Genomic DNA, 23344 nt, shown 5'->3' on the forward strand with positions numbered 1-23344 from the left:
GTTTAAGTATTTGCTGGTTTCTTCTGTCCGAATCCCTGACGTTGCATATTTCCCCAGGTGTGTTTTTTACCGGTGATGAAGTTGAAATAGCCACGCAGTGCGAAGAATACGATCAGTGGATGGTAAACGAAAGGTTCGATGAATGCCATTAAGGCAAGTCCCACCACTTCTCTCCAGGTTTTATAATGTTTGTAGGTGATCTGGTCCCATAATACCGCCAGCGTCGTGATCATTACAGAATACAGATACACGAAGAGCAGTAAGATCAGTGCATTATGCCAGTTGATATTACCGGTGATGATCTGGTAGATATAATAGAGGATACCGGTGAATTCAATGATCGGTGCAAGGAATTCAAAGAAGAGGTTATAAGGCAGTACCACCAGTCCAAGTTTGCGATAACGCGGATTGAAGATCACCTTACGGTGAATGGTGATGATCTCTGCCAGACCACGTCCCCAACGCGTACGCTGGCGACTGAATACTTTCATATTAGGCGGACCTTCCGTCCAGCATTGTGTAGTAGGAATATAGCGGATCGCGTATTTCAGTTTATTATCGATCATATAGGTACACATACGCGTCACGATGTCCATATCTTCAGCGAAGGACTTACTGTCGTAACCACCTGCCTTGATCGCGATTTCCTTGTCAAACAGCCCCAGACCGCCTGATACGTTAGGTACGCAGTTGATCACGCTCCAGCCCATTTTACCCAGTACATAGGCGCGTAGGTATTCCATTTCCTGGAAGCGTGGTAACCATTTTTCCGGAGGACGTACACGGGTGATCACACCTTCATCTATCTCACAGGAGTTGGCAATACGCAGGGTTGCACCGGTGGCAATCACACGTACGCTGTCTTCCTTGACATGTATGTATCCACATTCAGGACAAGGTTCACCTATTTCTTTGATCTTGTTATGTTCTTCATCCATGAACGGTTTGATCATGCGCAGCAGGGTATCTTTTTCAATGATACAGTCTACGTCCGTGCACAGGAAGTAGTCATAAGCAGCAGCATTAATACCGGCATTGGAAGCATCGGCTTTACTTTTACCGTTTACTTTATCGATGACAACCAGCTTATCGTAGGCTGTATTGGTAGATTTAAACAGGCGCTTTACTGGTTGGGATTTAATACGTTCATTATAAGCAAAATCCACTTCCTGTAGCTGAAACTCATTGATCAGTTTTGTAAGCGTGTCATCTGTACTACCGTCATTCACGATGATTACTTCAAAACGGGGATAGTTCAGCGTCAGCAGGGAGCGTACGTTGGAGATGATCGTTACACCTTCATTAAAGGCAGGGGCGATGATGGATATGCCGGGCGCCAGCGGAGACTGGAGCATTTTATTATAGTCCACGTAACTGTTCTTCCGCTGAAACCGGATGATGCCCCGGAGCGACAGAATGGCCAGGAGTGCATACATGAACAGCATTGTACAGCCATACACAAATACGAAGCCTTCATAAAAATTTCTAAACAGTTCCACAGTATCTTCCTTGGTTTTTTATTATGATTATTTGGCGGTGACCGTAGCCGCAGCCTTTTGTGTCGTCTGGAAGCCGCGTCGCTGCATATTGCCCCAGGTACTCTTTTTACCCGTGAGGAAGTAATAGTAACCGCGCAGGGCGAATATTACAATCAGTGGGTGATAGAGGAAGAATTCCAGGAATGGTGTCGTACACAGCAAAGCCACCTCTTTCCAGGTTTTATAATACCTGAAGGTGAGCTGATCCCAGAGGATTGCTATTGTAGTGATCATTACCGAATAGGTATATACAAATACGAGCAGCAGCAATGCTGTAGGCCAGTTGATCAGACCCAGGCAAGCCATGACGATATAATAAATGATACCGGTAAATTCGATGATCGGCGCCAGCAGTTCAAAGAAGAAGTTATAAGGGAAGATGATCAGTCCCATTTTCCCGTAGCGGGGATTAAAGAACATACCGAAGTGGGCATACATCAGCTGTGCAAGACCTCTTGCCCAGCGGGTACGCTGACGGTTGAAGATCTTTACGGAAGCGGGCGCTTCTGTCCAGCAAAGCGTTTTCGGTATATAACGGATGGCGTAGTCGATCTTATTATCCTTTGCATAGCGGCACATACGGGTCATCAGCTCCATGTCTTCTCCAAAGGAACTATGGTCATATCCACCGGAGCGGATCGCAATTTCTTTATCAAAGAGACCTAATCCGCCGGATACATTCGGTACACAGTTCAGCAGGCTCCAGCCCATTTTACCCAGTACAAATGCACGGATGTATTCTACTTCCTGGAAGCGCGGCAATAACTGACTCGGGGGACGCATACGGGTCATTACCCCCTGATCAAATTCACAGGAATTGGCAATGCGGAGTGTAGCGCCGGTAGCAATCACACGTTTCTTTTCTTCCTGCATCACCGGTTTGATCAGTTCCAGCAGGGTATTTTTATCGAGGATACAATCCACATCCGTACATACAAAGTGATCGTAGAGGGCTGCATTGATACCGGCATTTACTGCATCGGCCTTACTCTTACCATTCACTTTGTCTATGACCATCAGTTTGGCATAGGCAGGGTTGGTGGATTTATAGATCTTCCTGACAGGCTTGGTCTGTATTTTGGCGTTGTAGGCAAATTCGACAGGCACCAGTTCAAATTCATCGATCATCTGCTCCAGACTGTTATCTGTACTACCGTCATTGACGATAATGATCTCATACAACGGATAGTTGAGCGTGAGCAGGGAGCGCACGTTGAAGATGATGGTCAGGCCTTCATTAAAGGCAGGGGCCAGTACAGTAATGCCGGGCGCAAGGGGAGAGCTGAGGAGGATATTCTCCTGGTGGAACTTATCTTTCCTTGCGTAGGCGCGTACGGATATCATCGAGAACACTGCCAGCAATGCGTAGGTAATCAGCAATACGGTACCGTAAATAAAAACAGTGCTTTCATAAAATCTGCCTATCGTTTCCCAGATATTCTGCTCCATCTTGACGATTAGAATTTAATTAACGGGTTCATGCTATGTTTCAGGATCAGCTTGTTCTCTGCTGTAGCGGTATCTATCAGTTCCTGGATAAGTCCTTTTGCCGCCCACTGATTTTTGATCAATGATTTGGCGGCGTGCTTACGTACATCAAAATCAGTGGCGTGCAGGAATTCCTGGCGGAGGAAATCTACATTTTTTCCGCTGTTGATACGGCCAATGGCTTTGAGTATTTCCAGCCGGCAGTTCAGCGGCTGGCTATTGTACATATGCAGAAGTTTTTCTTCTACATCTTCGATCTTTAGTTTACCAAGACAGTTAATCGCATCAGCACGCAGGTAGTGATCTTTGGTATCGAGCAGTCTTACGACTGCCGGCACGGCGCTGATCTGGTTATAATGTACGACCAGTTTCAGACAGAAGGCTACGATGCTTTTATTGGAAGAGTAGGTGATCCATTGCGCGAAGTTGGGAATGGCAATATGTTCGGTAGTGGAAATGATCTTAAAAAGCTCTACCTGGTCCCACATGAGCAGTGGTTCTGTTACCACGTCGAAGAACTTGAAAGGTTCGTTTTTACTGAGCTTGATATAAGCATGGCGGGCAGCGGCACGTAACTCACGGTTACGGCTATTGGTCAGGGGCAGAATGGTTACGTCCGCAATAGACATATTCATGTTACTGAGTTCTGCCAGCGCCTGTACTTTCTTATCCCATTTACGGGATTTCATCTTTCTGAGGGAGTCTTTGTCCAGTTCCAGCTGGATATACAGGTTCCTGAGCTGTTCACCCATTGAACCCCGCACATTGTTACGGTATTCTATAAGTCTGGCGATGAGTGCCTCGCGTGCCCATCTTTTCTCAAACACCGGCAACCGGAATACTTCAACCGGCAGGATTACCTGATCGGCAGGTACATTACTGGCCAGTTCGTCATTGAGCAGGATATGCTCCATGAGCAGGTCATCAATAACAGGATGGAGGCTGGCGAGCTTCTTTTCCCTTCTGTAGGCCCGGTATCTGCCTGTAAGAATGGACAAGTAGGCTAATACGGTACATGCTACCGCAATAAAAATAAATATAATGGCAATCTGAATGTTCAGGGATGCACCCCTGAAGTCATAAAGGCTGTATTCCATATAGGACTGGTCAATTAGTCAAAGGTTTCACAAAGGAGAGTAAACAATGAATGAGCGTACGCTTTATTTAGCGGCGTATTGTATCAGTAATCTTTTTACACGTATCAGTAGTTCACCCGGAATAACCGGTTTTTTGAGAAAGTCGTCTGCCCCTAGTTTGAAACCCTCCAGGATCATCTCTTCATTCCCTGCATTTGAAACAATTATTACAGGAATTGGTTTGCCGTCCTTTCTTGTTTTTACTTTGCTGAGGATTTCGAAGCCATTGGCATATGGCATCATGATATCTGTAATGATCAGATCATAATTGTAGTTATTATCTTCCAGCCGTTGGAATGCTTCTTTTCCGTTTGTCACATGTTCAATCTTATATTCTTCTTTATGAAGTATCCTTTCCATGATTTTAGGCATTACTTCATCGTCTTCTACGAGCAGAATTCTGGTACTCATAAATTGGCTTTTTGTATAAATGGCAGCTGGTGGAAATATTGATCCTTCAGCATTGTTCAAAGGTATTAAAGTGTCAATGTTAGTGGCTGAAAGTATCTGCTGTAATCTGTCATTTACAGGGGAGTATTCCTTTCAAAAAGTCTTAATGGTGTAATCCCTATATATACTGAAAAACACCGTCCAGGGATTTACCAAAACGAAATAATTAATAATACAATTACATTGTAAAAAAATATAACTTATTGGAGGTGTTGAATGTATCAGTTGCGTTAATCAGTCATCAAAGTTACGTGGCTATATCTAAAGATAACCATATTATCCTGAGAAATATATATGGCACATAAGGTGTAGTATCATGACCAGCGACTATTCCCTATATTTGTCCGGTCGTATTGTCATAATCCTATTTGCACGCTTACCAGATATGAAAAATACCTTAAAACTTCGTCTGTTTATTGGTTTCGCTTTAGCGCTTATTTGTGTGACCGCCGGGGGTATCTTTTCATATGTTACTTTCAACCATCAGCGTACTGAGGGAAAGTGGGTAGAGCATTCCTACGAGGTCATTACCACTGCACAGCGCCTGAACAGGTATATATATGAGATAGAGTCAGCCGGGGCTGCTTACAGAAGTACCCGTGTCAACAAATTCCTGCAACCTTATTTTCAGACTAGTCCTAAGGTACTGCCGCTGGCGGGCGACCTGCGGAAGCTGGTAGCCGATAATGCGCCCCAGTACAGGAAAGCGGGTAGACTTGAAAATAGTGTGATATCGTTGCTGAACTATTGGGAAGGTCTACGCAGGGATACAGTCAATATGTTCGGTAATCCGATGAAGGTGACACAGGAAGAGCGGCAGCACCTGGATACAGTACATAACCAGATTACAGAGATTATATCGGATGAGCGCTTTCTGCTGATCAGCAGGACAGCTTCCAACGAAGCCTCTGTTGGCAGAGCGATGACAATGCTGATCGTCAATACGATCTTTATTCTGCTGATAGCAGCTGCCCTGATGATCGTTTCTTTCCGGGAGTTGTCCAGCAGGATGAAAATCCAGCAGGAGTTACGCCGCCGCCTGAAAGATGTGGAAAATCTGAACCAGCAGACGGGCGAAAAGAACTGGTTACTGACAGGGGTAGCTCATATTAATGACAGCCTGAGCGGAGAAATGGAGACACGCGTGATGGTTACCCGCTGTCTAGAGGTCATGGTAAAGTACCTGAAGGTACCGGCTGGTGCTTTTTATAGATTTGACAAGGATGAAACGATGTTGAGGCTTTGTGCCGGTATTGCCTTACCTGCAAAAGTTAAAAAAGAATATGTTTTAGGGGAAGGAGTGACCGGCCATGCCGCTACCAAACGCGAGATCAGTACCATAGAACGTGTGCCGGCTACTTACTGGAATATCGAAACAAGTGGCGGCAGTGCACAACCAGGCGCGATTATCTGCCTGCCCCTGTGGCATAATGAAGAACTGATGGGCGTGATGGAGCTGGTGACTTTTGGAGATATTTACCCAGGTACACTGGACCTGCTGAAGACGACCTCTCATGCCATCGCCGTAGCGATCAATGGAGCAGAAGCGAGAGCCAGCGTATTACAACTACTGGAGCGGGTACAGGAGCAGAAAGAGATTCTCGAAACCCAGCAGGAGGAACTGAGACAATCCAATGAAGAACTGACCCGTCAGTCAGAAATATTACAGGCATCTGAAGAAGAGCTCCGTGTACAGGAGGAAGAACTGCGTCAGATCAACGACGAGATGACGGTACAGAATAAAGCACTGGAGATTGCGCGGCAGCAGCTGTCGCTGAAAGCGGAAGAACTGGAACAGAGCAGCCGGTATAAATCGGAATTCCTGGCCAATATGTCGCATGAATTGCGAACACCGCTGAATAGCGTCTTGATACTGGCACGGTTACTGGAAGAGAATAAAGACCGTAATCTGAGTAGCAAGCAGGTGGATTATGCCGGTATTATCCACAAATCCGGTTCAGACCTGCTGAAACTGATCAATGATATTCTTGACCTTTCTAAGATAGAGGCCGGTAAAGTAGAAATGCAGATAGAACCGGTGTCTGTCAGTGCTATGGTGAGTGACCTGGAACAATTGTTCAGGGTCGTGGCTGATGAAAAAAGTATACATTTCTCTACAGAAATAGCGGCGGGTGTGCCTGCCACTGTTCAGACTGACCGGCAGCGCCTGGAACAGGTGATCAAAAACCTGTTATCCAATGCGTTTAAGTTTACGCCTAAAAACGGGAACATACAGTTGCGTCTTACGGCTGCAGCTGATGGGGTATATATCGCGGTAAGTGATAATGGTACAGGTATTCCGGTGGAGAAACAGCAGCTGATCTTCGAAGCTTTCCGCCAGGCAGACGGGTCTACCAGCCGTAAATACGGCGGTACCGGTCTGGGACTGTCCATCAGTAAGGAACTGATGAAACGACTCGGTGGAGAGATCCGGCTGGAAAGTAAGGAAGGACAGGGTAGTACTTTTACCGTTGTACTGAGAATGGATGGACTTGCGCAGGTACAGCAAGCCGCAGAGAAACCGGTTATTCCGGCTCCGCCGCCTGTAAAAGAAGTACCTGTACCGATACCGGTAACAGTGATGCCGCCACCTGTTACGGAAGCGCCACAGGTGGAAGACGACAGGGACAAACTGAGTAAACAGGATAAGCTGGTACTGATCATTGAAGACGATATCAGTTTTGCAACGATTCTGCGGGATTTTGCGAGAGAGAAAGGGTATAAGACAATTGTGGCTTTAAATGGAAATGATGGACTGTTCTTTGCCCGTAAATATCTGCCGGCGGCTATATTACTGGATATGACCCTGCCGTTGATAGATGGTAACAGCATTCTGAAGATTCTGAAGAGCAACGAAGATCTGCAACATATACTGATTCATGTGATATCAGCCGGTGAGATCTCCTTACAGGTAAGAGACAAAGTAGAAGGCTATACGCAGAAGCCGTTGCAGGTGACAGATATGGAGTCTGTATTCACCGGTATCAGTGATCGCTTACAGGCCCGGTTTAAAAAAGTGCTGGTGGTATCAGATGGCGTATTGCTGCATCATCCGTCTTTGCAATCTATGAGTGACGAGCGGCATTTGCAGACGCAGTATTATCGTGTAAGCGATCTGGAGGCAGCAGGCAGGGAGTTGGCGCAGAAGAGTTATGATGCAGTGATACTGGACGCAGGGACGAATATAACAGAAGGTCTGAGTAAATTACACAAGCTCAGGCAGGCCACATATAAAGGAATGCCTATCATTGTTTATCTTGATCATGATATTTCAGAAGCAGATGAACTGCAACTGAAGAAGGAAGCAGCAGCTATTGTCAGAAATTCTACGTTTTCGACAGACAGACTAATGGATGAACTGGAGCTGTTCCTGTACAAATTACAGGAGACGACCCCTCAGCTGAAAGCAGAACTGTTAGCATCAGAAAACACACTGTCAGGGCAAAAAATTCTGCTTGCAGATGACGACATGCGTAATGTTTTTTCTCTAAGTGCCCTTCTGGGTGAACAGGGAATTGACGTCATCACAGCGGCAGACGGTAAGGAGGCATTGGAACGGCTGGAAGAGCACAATGACATACGACTGGTGCTTATGGACATTATGATGCCTGAAATGGATGGTTATGAAGCGATGCGCAGGATCAGGGCAATTGGCCGTTATAAGTCATTGCCGGTGATCGCACTCACCGCTAAAGCCATGGCAGGCGACCGGGAAAAGTGTATCGCAGCAGGCGCTTCCGACTATATCGCCAAACCGATCGATAGCAGTAAACTATTATCACTCATGCGTGTGTGGATGGTGTAAATCTTATTGTTTGTTATGAAAGAGGAAATCTCAAATGCAGATTTCCTGGATATCATTAACATTGTCAGGTTACAATACGGATATGATTTCACCGGCTATGCACAGGCTTCTATAAAGCGGCGTTTACTCCGTTTTATGGGACATATGCGGCTAAGTTCCGTTTTTGAACTGAAGCACAGATTGGTTAATGACCAGGAATTCTTTTCCAGGCTGGTACAGTACATCACAGTGAATGTGACGGAAATGTTCAGGGACCCCCAGTTCTACCGTACATTACGTGAACAGGTATTGCCTAAACTGGCCGCTTACCCCAATATCAAAATATGGCATGCTGGTTGTTCTACCGGGGAGGAAGTATTTTCCATGGCCATCCTCTTGGAGGAGGCCGGATTGTTAAGCCGTACGAAGATCTATGCAACTGATCTGAATCCGGCTAACCTGGAAAAAGCTGTCACGGGCATTCTGCCATTGGACAACATGAAAGACTTTACACAGAACTATATTCAGTCCGGCGGACTGGCAGACTTTTCTAATTATTACACCGCCAGATATGATAATGTGCTGATCAAAAAAGAACTAAGAGAGCATATCGTATTCTTCCAGCACAACCTGGTGACAGATAAAGTATTTAATGAGTTTCAGCTGATCTGCTGCCGGAATGTATTCATTTATTTCAACCGGGAACTGCAAAACGGCGTCTTACAGTTGTTTTATGACAGTTTATCACCCCGTGGTTATCTGGCGATGGGCATCAAAGAGACGATGCGCTTCGCGGATATTCACCGGAAATTTGAGGTGTTACATGCCCAGCATAAGATATACCGGCGTAAAGAATAGCAGACTATAAGATTATTACCGTGTATGAACAACAGATTTGATGTTATAGTCATTGGAGGGTCGGCAGGCAGCCTTTTGGTGCTGACGGAGATCCTTGATGCCTTGCCTCACCAGCTGGCGCCTCCGGTTGTGATTGTATTACACCGCCTCCGGAATGTGCAAAGTGAAATGGGGCGCTTACTATCCAGCAGGAGAAAGATCGTTGAGCCGGAGGATAAAGAGCCTGTGCGGGAGCATTGTATTTACCTGGCGCCGCAGAACTATCATCTGATGGTAGAGGCGGAAAGGACTTTTATGCTGGATTATTCCGAACTGGTGAATTATAGTCGTCCGTCTATTGACGTGACATTTAGTAGTATCGCAGAGGTTTATGGTGCAAGGACTTTAGGTATCTTGCTGAGTGGTGCGAATAAGGATGGTGCGGAGGGACTTTGTCAGATTATGGCGGCAGGAGGGACAGGCCTTGTACAGGATCCGCGTACGGCCTCTTTTGATGCGATGCCGCAGGCGGCTATTGACATGTGTCCGGGAGTGCTTCCCATGAGGATAGAAGATATTAAGAAATTTATAATTGGTGAAACGTAAATGTGTAAATCGTCGTATATACGATCAAAATAGCCATTAAAAGAATTTAGAAGGATGACTAAGAAATTTACTATTCTGCTGGTGGATGACCGGATGGAAAACCTGCTGTCTCTGGAACAGATGTTATTGGCTGAAAACAGGACTTTTTTGCAGGCTACTTCCGGAAACGATGCACTGAGGCAGGTATTGAAGAATGAGGATATAGGGCTGATCATGCTGGATGTGCAGATGCCCGACATGGATGGCTTTGAAGTAGCACGGTTATTAAAAGCGAATCCGAAAACCCGCGATATTTCGATCATTTTCGTGACAGCGATCAATAAGGACGAATATTATGTGCTGAAGGGATTTGAGAAGGGTGCGGTGGATTACCTGTCCAAGCCTTTAGATATCAATGTGACCCGTGCCAAGGTCGACGTTTTTGAAAGACTCCATTTCTATCAACATGAATTAAGGCAGGCATTAAAAGACAAGGAACTGATCAATGGGCAGCTGGAGCGCTTTATGCATGTGGTAGCGCATGACCTGAAGTCGCCTTTATCAGGAATTGCCGGCCTGTTGCTCCTGATGAAGGAAGAGGAGGAAATTATCAAGTCAACTTTCCTGTCAGAATATACGGACATGGCAATCAATGCTACTACCCAACTGGCGGATATGATCACGGCTATCCTGGATTATAGCCGGGAGCATCAGTTCCGGCACAAGGAGGAGGATGTGGAGGTCCATGAGCTGTTGCAACAGCTGATAAAGCTTCTGTTCCCACCGGCGAAGGTACAGATAGCGATCGTGGACGAGATGCCGGTGATTCATACCAGTCGCCAGAAATTACAGCAGGTCTTTCAGAATCTGCTGAGTAATGCGATTAAGTACAACGACAAGGAGAAGGTGGAGATTACGATCGGGGGTAAACCAGACGGGGATTTCTATGAATTTTACGTTAAGGATAACGGTCCTGGCATAGAGGAAAAGGACAATGAGCGTATTTTTAAGCTCTTCGAAAAAGTGGATAATGAGGACGACAAAGGCACTGGTATCGGGCTCAACATCCTGAAATTGCTGGTAGAAACCCAGGGAGGAAAGGTTTGGGTGGAGTCGAAATTAGGGGATGGCAGTAGCTTCCATTTTCAATGGCGCAGATAAAAAAGCGCTCAGGTAACGAAAAAAAAGCATAAATTAATAGTTGAATGATAGGAATAGCCCATTTAATATGTGTATGACAGATTTTTATTTATATTCAGACAGGGACAATGAGCAGAAATCCGCAACTGGTAATGAGGAAGAGATACTACATACCGGTTCGGGAGGTGCATTTGATGAAACTGAATCCGCCGCTGACGAAGCTGAGTGGGAGATGACAGATGAGCAACTGGACGAACGACTGGAAAATCCGGAAAAGAAAACCAAGAGAAAGCGACCAGCTTATTGATTGATATAGATTCGTTTACGATAGGGCATAAAAAAAACCGGCACTAAAGGAATAAAGTACCGGTATTTCATTTTGCATTGTTCGTAAACGAAGTTTATAGTATCTGCCCCGTATTTTACCGGGAGTTACTATTTAATATGTATAGTATCATTTTTGTAATAGTATTCTGCACTTCGGATGATCTCCAGCGACTCCAGGAATGATCCTATTCCTTCGGACTTGTCGATTTGTCCATTAATGGTCTTTTCTGCAACGGCGGGATTGTCAGGTACGATCTTCACATCATACCACCTCTCGAGTATGGGAATGATGTCTTTGAGAGGTGTTTTGTTGAACGTATATTTCCCTTCGAGCCATGAAAGTACGTTGTTTTTATCAAATGGACGCGTATTGATGCCTTTTTGAGTAGTATATTCTGCTTCAAAGCCAGGTTTGAGTACTACTTCCTCCTTACCTGCCAGCACTTTTACGGCGCCTTGTACGAGAGAAACGGCCGCTTTATCCGCATTATAAGTATTCACATTAAATTCTGTACCAAGCACCTGTATGGTGGTTGCAGGTGTATGTATTGTAAACGGCTGTTCTGCTGCTGTGGCTACTTTCACGTATGCTTCTCCACTGAGTGTGACCTCACGGGTCCGGCCATTGAATCCGAAGGGGAATTGCAGGGTACTACCTGCATTCATACGAATTTCTGTGCCGTCTGCAAGTCTGATGGAATAGTCTTTACCGGGAGGTACTACCAGTTTATTTAGTCCGCTGTTGTTCCTGTCCGCAATGAAAGTCAGCGTATTGTGACTGGTATTAAGTGTCACGTTTCCTTCTTCAATGCTATAGTGCTGCTCATTGCGGGAGAGATCGAAGATCTCACCATTTTCGAGTTCAAGGTAGACACTTTTAGGCGGAATCTGCTTACGACTGTCAGCCAGGACTTTAGAGTTATGGTTGGTTTTTGTGAATTGGTATATTCCAAATGCGCCGGCTCCGACGAGGGCGGCTGCGATCAGTAGCTTTTTGAACGGGAAGCGGGCTGGTTTATAATACTCCCTTCTTTCCCTTACGCCTTCCATGATTTCGGCGGCGGACATTGTTTCAAAATCCTTTCTGCGCTGCTCGTCCTCCAGGAAGAACTGCTGAAGATCTTTCCAGGTAGCGGCTACTTTCGCATCTTTTCTGATGAGAGCATCCACTTCTGCTTCGTCTTCGGCATTCAGACCGCCTGTCAGTTTAAGCAATAATAACTCGTGTATGTCAGTTCTTTCGCGCATGTACTTCTCAATGTGACAATACCAGTAATAATGCTTTAGTACTTACAGGATTTTTTTCAGTTTCTCCTGTAATTTTTTGCAGGCAGTATGAATATGTACGTTCACGGTATTAATGGAGAGGCCCATATCGAGGGCTACTTCCTTTCTTTTTTTCCCTTCAATATATACTTGCGTAAAGATATTGGAGGACTGCAGCGGCAATGTTTTAATTGCTGCTGAGATAGACCGTTTCAGTTCTTCTCTTTCCAGGCTGCTTTCTGCTTTGGTGACAAAATCCTGGAAGAATGACCATGCATTTTTCTTATGCTCTTCGGTATCTTTTGTTTTGATATGCCTATAGCATTTGTAACGAAGAGATTGGAACAGGTAGGACCTAATATTGGTCTGTACGTTTGCAAGCGAACGTTTTTCCCATATTTCAATAATCAGGTCCTGTACCATGTCTTTGGCTTCCTGGCTGTCTTTCAGTAGCCTGTAAGCCTCTGCCCAGAGAGCTTTTGCATGGTTCTGGAATATAGTCTCGTATGTGACATTATCGTCTGCCGTTTGCAGATCGTTAGTATTCGCATGACGCATTATATAACCCCTTTACTATTTACGAATGTGATGCTGAATCCCCGTTGAATGCTGATTTTGCTGTTTAAAAAGCGGGGCGAAAGTACTAAACACATAGATGTTATTTTGAAATTAACTTATGGGTACTCATGTTAATGATTTGTAAATGCAATCCTGATGTAAGTACGTTAACAATGCTACAGTCTTGTAAATGCTTGTCTTTTAATTCTTTGGGTAAAGCTAGTAATCGTGGATGTCTTTTATTGAGATTGTTATGGCACTGAGTACATATACGTTAAAACACCTGAGTCGGATTTATAGTTTTCAAAAAAAAAGAAAAAATTTTCCGCTAAAGCTTTTTTGGATAAAATGTCACAATACTACTTGAACACACTGTTACCATGTAAAGTTTCATCAGATCAGGCCAGTGCAATTGTGCAGTAAACGATTTTATTGACCACTCTAATTTCTGATAATTATGTATCACCGTTGTTGGGACTGTATTTTATACAGCCTCGGGGTCTTTGTTTTATTTTTCTTCCCTATTCATCCTGTACAGTCACAGGACCAAAGCAGCCAGCAGAGAGTCTCCCTGCAATATGACAACATCCAACTTGCTGATCTTTTCCATATCATTTCGCAACAGACAGGATACATTGTTTTCTACGATAATCAGATTGTTAACGGGCAACTTAAAGTAACCATACATATGGATAATGTATCGTTGCAGCAAGTGCTGGAAAAGATATTACCGGAAAAGGGATATGCATGGAAAATAAAGTCTGATAAGCTCTTCATCTTTAAAGGCTCTAAGCCTGTTAAGGCTGAAAAGAAAGATGCAAAAGAACCCGTGTATAGTGTCAGAGGTATCATCAGTATGTCTGATGGTACGCCACTGGAGGGCGCCAGTATCAGCGTAGCGGCTACAGGTGCTGCCATTACAAGAACAAATGAAAAAGGGCTTTTCTTCTTTGATACAAATAGTGACGACACCCTGATACGTGTGAGTTACACTGGGTTTAAGTCGCAGGAGATCAGTATGAAATCAGGTGTGTCAACCAATGTGGTCTTACAACCAATGGTCACTGATCTCGCCGCTGTTGCCGTGAGAAGTAACGGTTATCAGAAGATTCCGCAGGAAAGAGCTACAGGTTCTTTTGTACAGATCAATAATCAGTTGTTTAACCGCCGGGTGGGTCCCACTGTGCTTGAACGCCTGGAAGGCATTGCAAGTGGGGTGTTATTTCCCAATAAAAATATTCCTCCCTCTTCCAACGAAGCCTATATTTCTGTACGTGGCAGAAGTACCATCCTCGCGAATGCAGAGCCTTTGGTAGTCGTAGATAATTTCCCCTATACAGGTGATATCAATTTGCTCAATCCTAATGATGTAGAGAATATCACCGTACTGAAAGATGCGGCTGCAGCTTCTATCTGGGGCGCTTTTTCAGGGAATGGCGTCATCGTGATCACGACGAAAAGAGGTAAACTGCATCAGCCTTTTAAAGTGGAAGCGAATATGAACATCACCGTCGGTGCGAAACCTGATCTTTATTATAATCGGGCTTTCCTGCCTGCGAACGAATTTATAGATGTAGAGAAATTTCTTTTTGACCAGGGCTTTTATGATGATGACCTGTCAAATACGTTCACGTATCCCGTTATTTCACCGGTAGTGGAACTATTAGATAAAAAGAGGAACGGACTGATATCAGCGGCCGAAGCAGATGCAACGATTGATAAATATAGACATCTGGATATCAGAAAAGATTATGAGAAGTACATGTACAGGAATAGCGTGAACCAGCAGTATGCGGTAAACGTCAGTTCGGGAGGAGATAGGAGTGCGTATATGTTGTCTGTAGGGTATGACAGAAATGTGGGCAATAAGGTAGGGGCTGCGTCAGATAGATTTACACTGAATAATTATAGTACGTTTAATTTCTGGAACAGGGCGGAGTTGTCGACAGGCTTGTCGTTTGTAATGAACAAAAGCAACTATGGCATAAGTAGCCAGATCTTTCCCGGTGGTGGAAAGAGTGTATACTATCCTTATGCACAACTGGCCGACAAGGATGGCAATGCGTTGGCTTTGCCGAAGGATTTCCGGTATAGTTTTATCAGTAATCTGCAGGATGAAGGATTGCTGGACTGGACATACAGACCATTGGATGAGTTGAAGTTTGCAGATAATACAAACCGGCAGTATCATATTCGTCTAAACCCTGGTCTGAAGGTTAATATTTTTAAAGGACTGGATGCGGAAATCAGATATCAGTTTGAGAAGCAGATATCCAAAGCAAGAGATTATCAGAATGTTAATACATATATGACCCGATATATGATTAATATTTTTACACAGGTTGAAAATGGAGTGGTGACACATCCATTTCCTGTGGGTGACGTGATAAGTCTGATGAACAGTGAAATTACGACTAACAATTATCGTGCACAGCTGAATTTCAATAAGCGTTTTGGCAACAGACATGTTGTAGCCGCTATCGCAGGACTGGAACAGAGAGAGTCGATTACAGAAATCGATAATTTAAATTATATCGGCTATAATAAACAGGCCAATGCATATAATTCAGCGCTTGATTATTCCCGATATTATGATGGGTATATGTACCTGGGTGAGGCTGGATATCTGCCACGTATTGGAAGTATGAGCCGGTTTAACAATGAATTTATCTCCTATTACGCAGACGCTTCTTATGAACTGGATGATAAATATACGATATCAGGAAGTGGACGACTGGATCAGAGTAATATATGGGGAATAGTTACGAATCAGAAAGGGGTGCCTTTATGGTCGGCAGGATTAGGCTGGAATATCAGTAGGGAGGCTTTTTATAAATGGGACGTCTTTCCTCTTATTAAGTTAAGAGCAACATATGGTAATAATGGGAATCTGGATCCTGCATTATCCGGGAAGTTGGTAGTCAGTTATCAGCTTAGTCCTAATGTTGCCGGTCTTCCATATGCCTCCATAAATCAGCAACCCAATCCTTATTTACGTTGGGAGAAGTCCTCCATGTTCAATTTAGGAACTGACTTTGAAACAAAAAATGGCATTCTCCATGGTAGTGTTGAAGTCTATAGAAAGTGGGGGTCAGAATTAATAGGAGATCAGTTGGTGGCGAGTCAGGCGGGTTCGACTATGATCAGAAATAACTCAGCCAATATGGAAGGTGGAGGCATGGACCTTGTTTTATCTTCTGTTAATATCAATCGCCGGGTATCCTGGACAACCGATTTTTTATTTAGCTACAATTGGGATAAGATTACGGCATTTAAATATTTACAGATATACAGAGGTGCCATTACAGGTGGTGATGGAACCACTGCAAAGGTGTTTCCTGTTCTTGGGAAACCGGTATATGGAATTTATACTTACAGATGGGCAGGGCTTGATCCGGAGAATGGAGATCCGTTAGGATATCAGGATGGAAAGGTTAGTAAGGATTATAATAACATCATTTCCAGCAATCAGGAAACGGATATTCAATACCACGGTCCTGCGAGACCTACATTTTTCGGAGCGCTGCGTAACACACTTGCTTATAAAGGGTTGACTCTGTCTGTTAATCTGACTTTTAAAATGGGGTATTACTTCCGACGTTCGTCTATTGCTTATAGCAGCCTGTTTGGTTATTGGTCAGGACATGAAGATTTTATCGACCGCTGGAAGCAGCCGGGAGATGAAGCACATACGAATGTTCCATCTATGACATATCCTATAGATCCAAATAGAGATTTGTTTTATCAGTATTCGTCGGCGTTGGTTGAGAAAGGTGATCATATAAGGTTACAAGATGTACGACTGGGTTATACAACAAGTGGCGCATTCCTAAAACGGATAGGAGCAACGGATGCACAGGTCTATTTATATGCTGATAATCTTGGAATAGTCTGGAAAGCTAATAAATCCGGGATTGATCCGGATTATCTGATCGGTATTCCAATGCCAAGGACACTATCGCTCGGTTGCAAAGTAAGTTTCTAATTCAATTATTGTGCAATGCGCAAATATCTAATGTTTATAGCATTTACACTGTCGCTTCAAGGGTGTACAGAAAAACTTGATCTGAAACCAGATCAGTCAAAGGTAGTTCCAGAGACGCTGGAAGATTTACAGGCAATGCTAGATAATACAGATGCCATCAATAACAATATTCCAGCATATACAGAGGCGGGTGCAGATAACTATTATCTGACCGATATGCGGTTTAATTCGTTGTCTTCAAATGGTGCAAGAAATGCCTACATATGGGGAGATGAAATATTTACGGCTACTGATATTATTTTGGATTGGGCAGGAGGATATACCAGGATCAATTACTGTAATCTTGTATTAGAGTCCCTGGATGACCTGAATTTTACTCCTGGGAAAGGCGCATATAATAACATAAAGGGATCTGCACTATTCTTACGGGCAATGTCTCTTTACACGATGGCGGAAATGTTCTGTAAGCCATATGACAGTACCCGGGCCTCTTCAGATCTTGGTTTGCCACTGAGAACAGTTTCTGATATATTGAAAATATTCCCGCGTGCCAGTTTAAAAGAGACATATGATCGCATATTTGATGACTTGAATAATGCAATTGCTTTGCTACCGGAAAAATCAGTATACAAAACTCGCCCTTCCAAACTTGCAGCTTATGCATTATTAAGTAGAATTTATCTTGGACTGGGAAATTATGGAAAAGCAAAAATCTATGCAGATAGCACCCTGAATATTTACAGTAATCTGTTAGACTATAATACGGTGGCTAATGTATCCAGTTTGCCTTTTGATCAGTTTAATGCGGATGTATTGTTCTCCGCCGCGTTGACAACCACAAGTTTGCTAAGCGCCACTAATAGCCCCATAGATACTTTGTTGTATGAACAGTTTGAGGATGGAGATCTTAGAAAATCGCTCTTTTTCAGGGAAAACACCAGTGGGATGCATTTGTTTAAAGGAACGTATTCGGGAAATGCACTTTTGCAATTTGGCGGATTGGCGCTTGATGAAGTGATATTGAACCGTGCAGAATGCCAGGCAAGAACAGGCAATGTTTTAGCAGCAATGGATGATTTGAATAAGCTGTTGAGATCAAGATGGTTGTCGGGAGCCTATACAGATCTGACTGCAACAGATCAAACAGATGCTTTAGTAAAAGTATTAAACGAAAGGAGGAAGGAGCTGATTTTTCGCGGGCGCAGATGGACTGACCTTAGACGCCTTAATAAAGATGTTCGATTTGCAAAAACGATTATCAGGAATATAAATGGTAAAACTTACCAGTTATTACCCAATGGTCCGCGTTATGTGTTTCCTATTCCTGACGATGAAATACAATTAAGCGGTATAGAGCAAAACATTAGATAATTTTATGTGGAAACACTTATTTTTATTACTGGCTTCGTTTTTCCCAATTGCGGTTTGTGCGCAGGTAAAAGAGCCATTTGACAAGTATATCGCTGCAGTTAGTCAACCCGGTCTAGGTGAGGTAGTGCCTGATCTCCGATTTCATAATGTACTTAATTACAAAAAACAGCAGGTTCGCTTGTCTGAATTTAAGGGAAAAGCAATACTGATTGATTTTTGGGCTTCTTTTTGTCAACCTTGTCTGGCACAATTCCCCAAGTTACAGGGCATACAGGATAAATTTCAGAAGGAACTGCAGGTTATTACTATCACCAGTGATCAGCAGGAGAAGATCGTGCATATGTTTAATAATATCCGCTCTCAGGGTTTTAAGATGTTAACAGCTACAAATGATGCAAAAGGATCAAATGATATTATATTCTCAACCTTTCCACATAAATATATTCCTCATTATGTATGGATCGATAAAAACCAGGTCCTGAAGGCTGTGACTGGCTACGAGGAGTTAACAGAGGATAATATCGCTAAACTGATAGCTGGGAATTCTTTGTCTGATGTAAATCATAAGACGGAAGATATTTTGAATATGTCACATCCTGCATTATTTACCTATCAGGAGTTGGGTATGGCAGAAAAGATGATGCTGAATGATTCTATTGCCGGGTTGTTAGAATATTCTATGTTGTCTGGTTACAATAAAAAATATCCTCCCAGTTCCGGGATTGACTTTACAGGTATTTATGCAGAACGAAGAATACGCTTATGGAATTTGCCACTATGTACAATGTTACGCCTTGCTTTTGGTAAGTTAAGTACTGATCCGCGGGAGCAGGAATTAGTGCCAATGCCTAGGGTCTTTTTTAATATAAGGGACAAAGCTATTCTCGATAAATTGTTGGTCAATTTTACAGAAGCGCCTGACTCTACTTCTGACATGTATTGTTATGATCTTATTGTAAACAAGAAAGGTATGAGGAGCCTCCAGGATAAAATGAAGGAAGACCTATACAAATATTTTGGAGTAAGGGGCACACATGTTAAAAAGAAGATTGCTTGCTATGTTTTGACCATGAAAGATAGCTTAAAGCTGACGGCTAGTGACGAAAACTATCATGAGGAAGGGAATATGTATTATTTAAAACTAAAAAATACTCCTTTTCCAAAATTAGTCCAGCATATTAAAGGCTATAATGAAAATAGCAAATCTTCTCCTTACAGAGGTCTGGAATCTGCGATAATAATCGACGAAACCCACTTTGTATCAAGAATAGATATTAATCTTACCGTGTGTATGAATGATATACCAGCTTTAAAGTCAGCACTCGCGCAATATGGAATTGAACTTTGTGAGGACGAAAGAATGGTCGACGTATTACTGCTGGAAGATTAGATTAAGTAGTGCAATTTATTGTCTTATCCCAAAAATAGTCACCATAGATGTGGCATTCCTTCTGATTGTTACTGTAGATGATGACTGGGTTTGCGTTACATATTGACTACTACTTCCTGCAGCAATATAACAACATTGTACAGATGCGCTATATGGACATTCTGCATTGATACTAGGTCCTCCTGTTGTCGGTACCGTTGAACAGAGATCAAGCCTGTTTACTTTCTTACTGCTCGCAATTGCGCTCGCAGCGCTAAACAGAAAAACTACTAAAGTTGGATTCAGCTTAATGTATTTCATTTTACCCCATGATGTTTTAAAAATGCATTTAGACGCACGCAAATTTCACAAAATATTACCCATCTGCATTTATCCATTCAGACATAAATTGATACCATTCCGGTATTATCAATAATAATAATGATGATGGAAATTCATAAAGATATGTGGTTGATATATGTGCTCTATTCCCGTTCCTAAAGATACGAAAGGACCTTGCTTTGGGGCATTAGCAGAGGCATCTAATGTTTGTCCATATTAGCATATAAAAGGTTCCGTGTTAAAGCTGACCTTTTTTATGCTAATATGGACAAAGTTTTATTATCTGAGGCCATAAATTGTCGTCATCTGTCCTGCGTTTCTTCTGATAATAACAGTCCCGTCAGGTTGGGTTTGTGTAACATATTGAGCAGTACTTCCCGCAGCAATATAACAACATTGTGTTGCCGGGGAATAAGGACATTCTGAGTTAATTGAGGGGCCGCTAGTTGTTGGTACTGTTGAACATAAATCGAGGGAGTTCCTTTTCTCGCTGCTTGCAAACGCACCCACAGTAGTTAATAATAAGACCCCGGCCAGATAATTCATTTTCAGTTTTTTCATGTCTGAATATTTTAAATGAATAAATAAGATCCATCAAGGCAATGCATACAACGAAATCCTGTCATTATAAGTCACTACTAACCGCTTACCCATTACCCTGAATGAATTTAATCTCTTCATATTGCCCAAGGGTACATAAAAACTCTCCAGGTATTGCCCGCTCCTGGCTTCATATACATCGATGGTTGTCTCCCGCTGGTCTGTTGCCATTGTTTCATTATCAGCTTTCAGCAGACTATTAACATATAACTTTCCGTCATATACCTGACTTAGATAATTAATCAACATACGATCGCCTTTAGGTTTATACAATGTGTCTTTGCTGCCCGTCTTATTATGACTGATATATTCTCCGCGGGACTGTGTAAAAGTATCAATTGTATGTGCAGGCGTAAGCTGTTGTAAGCTTGTGTCAAAAAGCAGTATATTATTACTGAATTGTCTTACATAAACACATTGCGCGTTGTGTATATCATACAAAAGATTGCCACTGGAAGATAGGTCTGTCTCTGTAAGCAGGCTATTTGTATGATAAGTTGCTGTGTATAAATTCAGCAGACAAAATCCCTGATCAGTATCATTCCCCGTAAAATACCTCAGCATAAAGCTGGAATCGCTTATCTGTACAGCGCCGGTATAGCTACCTGGTGTATGGGTCTGTGTAAGTCTCTTCGCCGGTATATTGTATCTGAAAATGCGGGCCATATTATATGCATACACAAATGCGTCAGGATAATGCACATAGATACTGAATCCATTAGCCATGCCTGCTTTTACGCTGTCCAGCGGAAGAGGAATAGTTTGCAGTTGATGCAAACCCGTATCTGCATAGGTAATAAACGATGGGCTGTCGCTATGGAAATAAATCACACTGTCGCTGTTACCCGCCACAAACAAAATATGAGGCACAATTGCGGACGCCAGTAACTTTACTTTGTTATTATTGAAAGTCCTGTTAAAACCATGTTTTATATCGAGGGGTTTTCTGGAATTGCTCACCAGCAGGAACATAATGCCGCCAGTCAATAGGGTCAGCAGTAATACTGCAAATAGTCTTTTGATCATAAAATGAGATTATTTCTTTTTTAACGGTAACAGGAAAATGCCGGCTATCGCAATGAGGGTAAATACGATGTTAAAGATGAAATGCTGGTCCCAGTTCATCTGCGATAGAATACCTCCGCAGGAACAGGGGACGAAATAACTGTAATGCAGCATTGCATAGATATAGATCGTAAATGCCAGCATCATAGCATAAGAGAGATAAAACCCTGTTAACCGCGTGCCGGGAATAACAAGCAGGGCAGCTATCAGTAACTCAAATAATGGCAATGACCAGGTAAGAAGACCGGCATATCCAGTTACAAATGGAGACTGCCCCAGCTGATATTCGAAGGTATCATATTGCATTAGTTTACTGATGGCAGCATAAGTGAAGAGTGCTACTAATAACACTGCGGGTAACTCAACGAATAGTTTACGTGTCATAACGGATTAAGGCGCTTGTTTGAATAGTTATATGTGTCTGTTTCGGATATTTAGTCTGACGACTTTCGGTGAACAGTCGAAGTGTTTTCTGAATTCGCGGGTAAAGCTGGAAAGGTTACTGTAACCTACTTCCTGTGCGATGTGAGAAAGCTTGTTGTCAGAAGCCTGTAACAGCTGCATGGCACGTTGCATCCGTTGTTCCTGGAGGTAAGCCAGTACGGTCTGCTGCTCTGACTTCTTGAAATCCTTTTTGAGTTTAGACGCACTGATAAAAAAGGCGCCAGCTATTTCTGACAAAGTGATCTTTTTATTTAAGTGCCGGTTGATATACACTTTAATATCGAAGATCAGGCGTTCATGTATATCATTACCGGAAGGCGGAATACCAGTTTCCTCCAGACTATCAATAGCCGCCGTGATCAGTTCTGTAAGCTGTGCATATAAACGCAGTTGCTGGATCCCGTCTTTTACTACCGTCTGCCGGATATCGTCTATCAGATATCTGAACTTCTGCTCCATTGGCCGTGGCGAAACAGAACATTGGAAGGATAATGCCGAAGTCAGTAAGGAACGTACAAGGGTAGAAGCAGGAAGGATGTCTGCAATCAGCGAGGGTGGAATATCTATCTGGATAAATTCACTTAGACCGGCAGGGAGCAGCATTTCATGCAGCCCCGTATTCATTTTCAGTAAGCGATATTCGCCAGGTGCCAGTGAAATCCTGCCCTCCATGGGTACAGACCATGTAACGGTTCCTTGTAGCATAATGTGCAGTGTCAGCACATCATTTTTACGACGTACCCGCATTACGGTGTCTTCATCCACCATGGTGGTGACATTCATAATACGGCAACCACGGATAGCGATGATCTGTTCTATTCGTGTAAATGCAGACGTGGATCTGAAAATGGGTTTAGTAAAAGGATAGACATGTGCTTGAAACTCCTGTGGAATGACCCGCGAGGTTTTCACCTCTTCGGGCAACAGGATATCAATAAGAGATGGCATGTGTTGTGTGTTAATGGTGAACGGTTCTCAGGGATGTTATTGTTAAGGATTAATACGGGCTCAGATGTTGGCTAACGAATATATACGATCTGACACTGAACGAATATAGAG

The 23344-nt window shown here is 43.2% G+C and carries 18 protein-coding genes; 8 read left to right on the forward strand and 10 right to left on the reverse strand.

The genetic code is table 11. The features are described from left to right. Positions 1-2: 2 nt before the first annotated feature. From CPIN_RS11290 to CPIN_RS11305, 4 genes are all read right to left on the reverse strand, one after another. A complete protein-coding gene (locus tag CPIN_RS11290; protein WP_012789920.1) occupies positions 3-1499 on the reverse strand; it encodes a glycosyltransferase family 2 protein in 1497 nt (498 codons plus the stop codon). A gap of 27 nt (positions 1500-1526) precedes the next feature. After that, entirely contained in the window at positions 1527-2987 is a 1461-nt protein-coding gene (locus CPIN_RS11295; protein WP_012789921.1) for a glycosyltransferase family 2 protein, read from the reverse strand. Positions 2988-2995: 8 nt separating this feature from the next. Beyond that, entirely contained in the window at positions 2996-4123 is a 1128-nt protein-coding gene (locus CPIN_RS11300) for a HEAT repeat domain-containing protein (protein WP_012789922.1), read from the reverse strand. Positions 4124-4186: 63 nt separating this feature from the next. Further along, positions 4187-4573, reverse strand: a complete 387-nt coding sequence (locus CPIN_RS11305; protein WP_012789923.1) for a response regulator — start codon at positions 4571-4573, stop codon at positions 4187-4189. Positions 4574-4997: 424 nt separating this feature from the next. On the opposite strand from CPIN_RS11305, the gene CPIN_RS11310 reads away from it, so the two are divergent. The 5 genes from CPIN_RS11310 to CPIN_RS11330 all read left to right on the forward strand — a co-directional run bounded on the left by CPIN_RS11310 (position 4998) and on the right by CPIN_RS11330 (position 11265). After that, positions 4998-8417, forward strand: coding sequence for a response regulator (locus tag CPIN_RS11310; RefSeq protein ID WP_044218390.1), 3420 nt, complete (start codon positions 4998-5000; stop codon positions 8415-8417). A 15-nt stretch (positions 8418-8432) separates the two neighbouring features. Then, entirely contained in the window at positions 8433-9254 is an 822-nt protein-coding gene (locus CPIN_RS11315; RefSeq protein WP_012789925.1) for a CheR family methyltransferase, read from the forward strand. A 24-nt stretch (positions 9255-9278) separates the two neighbouring features. Beyond that, entirely contained in the window at positions 9279-9839 is a 561-nt protein-coding gene (locus tag CPIN_RS11320; protein ID WP_012789926.1) for a chemotaxis protein CheB, read from the forward strand. A 54-nt stretch (positions 9840-9893) separates the two neighbouring features. Next, positions 9894-10979 (forward strand): sensor histidine kinase, encoded by a 1086-nt coding sequence (locus CPIN_RS11325; RefSeq protein ID WP_012789927.1) that lies wholly within the window; start codon positions 9894-9896, stop codon positions 10977-10979. Positions 10980-11052: 73 nt separating this feature from the next. Further along, positions 11053-11265, forward strand: coding sequence for a hypothetical protein (locus CPIN_RS11330; protein ID WP_012789928.1), 213 nt, complete (start codon positions 11053-11055; stop codon positions 11263-11265). Between the two features lie 128 nt (positions 11266-11393). Here CPIN_RS11330 and CPIN_RS11335 read toward each other — a convergent pair whose 3' ends face one another. Together CPIN_RS11335 and CPIN_RS36545 are read right to left on the reverse strand one after the other, a co-directional pair. Next, positions 11394-12533, reverse strand: a complete 1140-nt coding sequence (locus CPIN_RS11335; protein ID WP_012789929.1) for a FecR family protein — start codon at positions 12531-12533, stop codon at positions 11394-11396. A gap of 42 nt (positions 12534-12575) precedes the next feature. Further along, positions 12576-13109, reverse strand: coding sequence for a sigma-70 family RNA polymerase sigma factor (locus tag CPIN_RS36545; protein ID WP_012789930.1), 534 nt, complete (start codon positions 13107-13109; stop codon positions 12576-12578). A gap of 457 nt (positions 13110-13566) precedes the next feature. Here CPIN_RS36545 and CPIN_RS11345 point away from each other — a divergent pair, with 457 nt between their 5' ends. From CPIN_RS11345 to CPIN_RS36550, 3 genes are read left to right on the forward strand one after another with little or no spacing between them, the layout of a single operon-like run. After that, entirely contained in the window at positions 13567-17094 is a 3528-nt protein-coding gene (locus tag CPIN_RS11345; RefSeq protein WP_012789931.1) for a SusC/RagA family TonB-linked outer membrane protein, read from the forward strand. A gap of 15 nt (positions 17095-17109) precedes the next feature. Then, positions 17110-18465, forward strand: coding sequence for a RagB/SusD family nutrient uptake outer membrane protein (locus CPIN_RS11350; protein WP_012789932.1), 1356 nt, complete (start codon positions 17110-17112; stop codon positions 18463-18465). Positions 18466-18469: 4 nt separating this feature from the next. Beyond that, positions 18470-19855: a TlpA family protein disulfide reductase gene (locus CPIN_RS36550; protein ID WP_012789933.1), complete on the forward strand. Its 1386-nt coding sequence runs from the start codon at positions 18470-18472 to the stop codon at positions 19853-19855. Positions 19856-20455: 600 nt separating this feature from the next. Here CPIN_RS36550 and CPIN_RS37855 read toward each other — a convergent pair. The 4 genes from CPIN_RS37855 to CPIN_RS11370 are packed head-to-tail and all read right to left on the reverse strand — an operon-like array spanning position 20456 to position 23233. Beyond that, positions 20456-20737, reverse strand: coding sequence for a hypothetical protein (locus CPIN_RS37855; RefSeq protein ID WP_148230545.1), 282 nt, complete (start codon positions 20735-20737; stop codon positions 20456-20458). A 33-nt stretch (positions 20738-20770) separates the two neighbouring features. After that, positions 20771-21802 carry a hypothetical protein gene (locus CPIN_RS11360; RefSeq protein WP_012789936.1) on the reverse strand — a complete coding sequence of 344 codons (1032 nt, stop codon included), beginning with the start codon at positions 21800-21802 and terminating at the stop codon, positions 20771-20773. A 9-nt stretch (positions 21803-21811) separates the two neighbouring features. After that, the gene (locus tag CPIN_RS11365) at positions 21812-22225 is read right to left on the reverse strand and encodes a MauE/DoxX family redox-associated membrane protein (RefSeq protein WP_012789937.1); all 414 of its coding nucleotides are present in this window, start codon (positions 22223-22225) and stop codon (positions 21812-21814) included. Between the two features lie 27 nt (positions 22226-22252). Then, entirely contained in the window at positions 22253-23233 is a 981-nt protein-coding gene (locus tag CPIN_RS11370) for an AraC family transcriptional regulator (RefSeq protein WP_012789938.1), read from the reverse strand. Between the last annotated feature and the right edge of the window lie 111 nt (positions 23234-23344).

The organism is Chitinophaga pinensis DSM 2588 (assembly GCF_000024005.1).
Classification (GTDB): domain Bacteria; phylum Bacteroidota; class Bacteroidia; order Chitinophagales; family Chitinophagaceae; genus Chitinophaga; species Chitinophaga pinensis.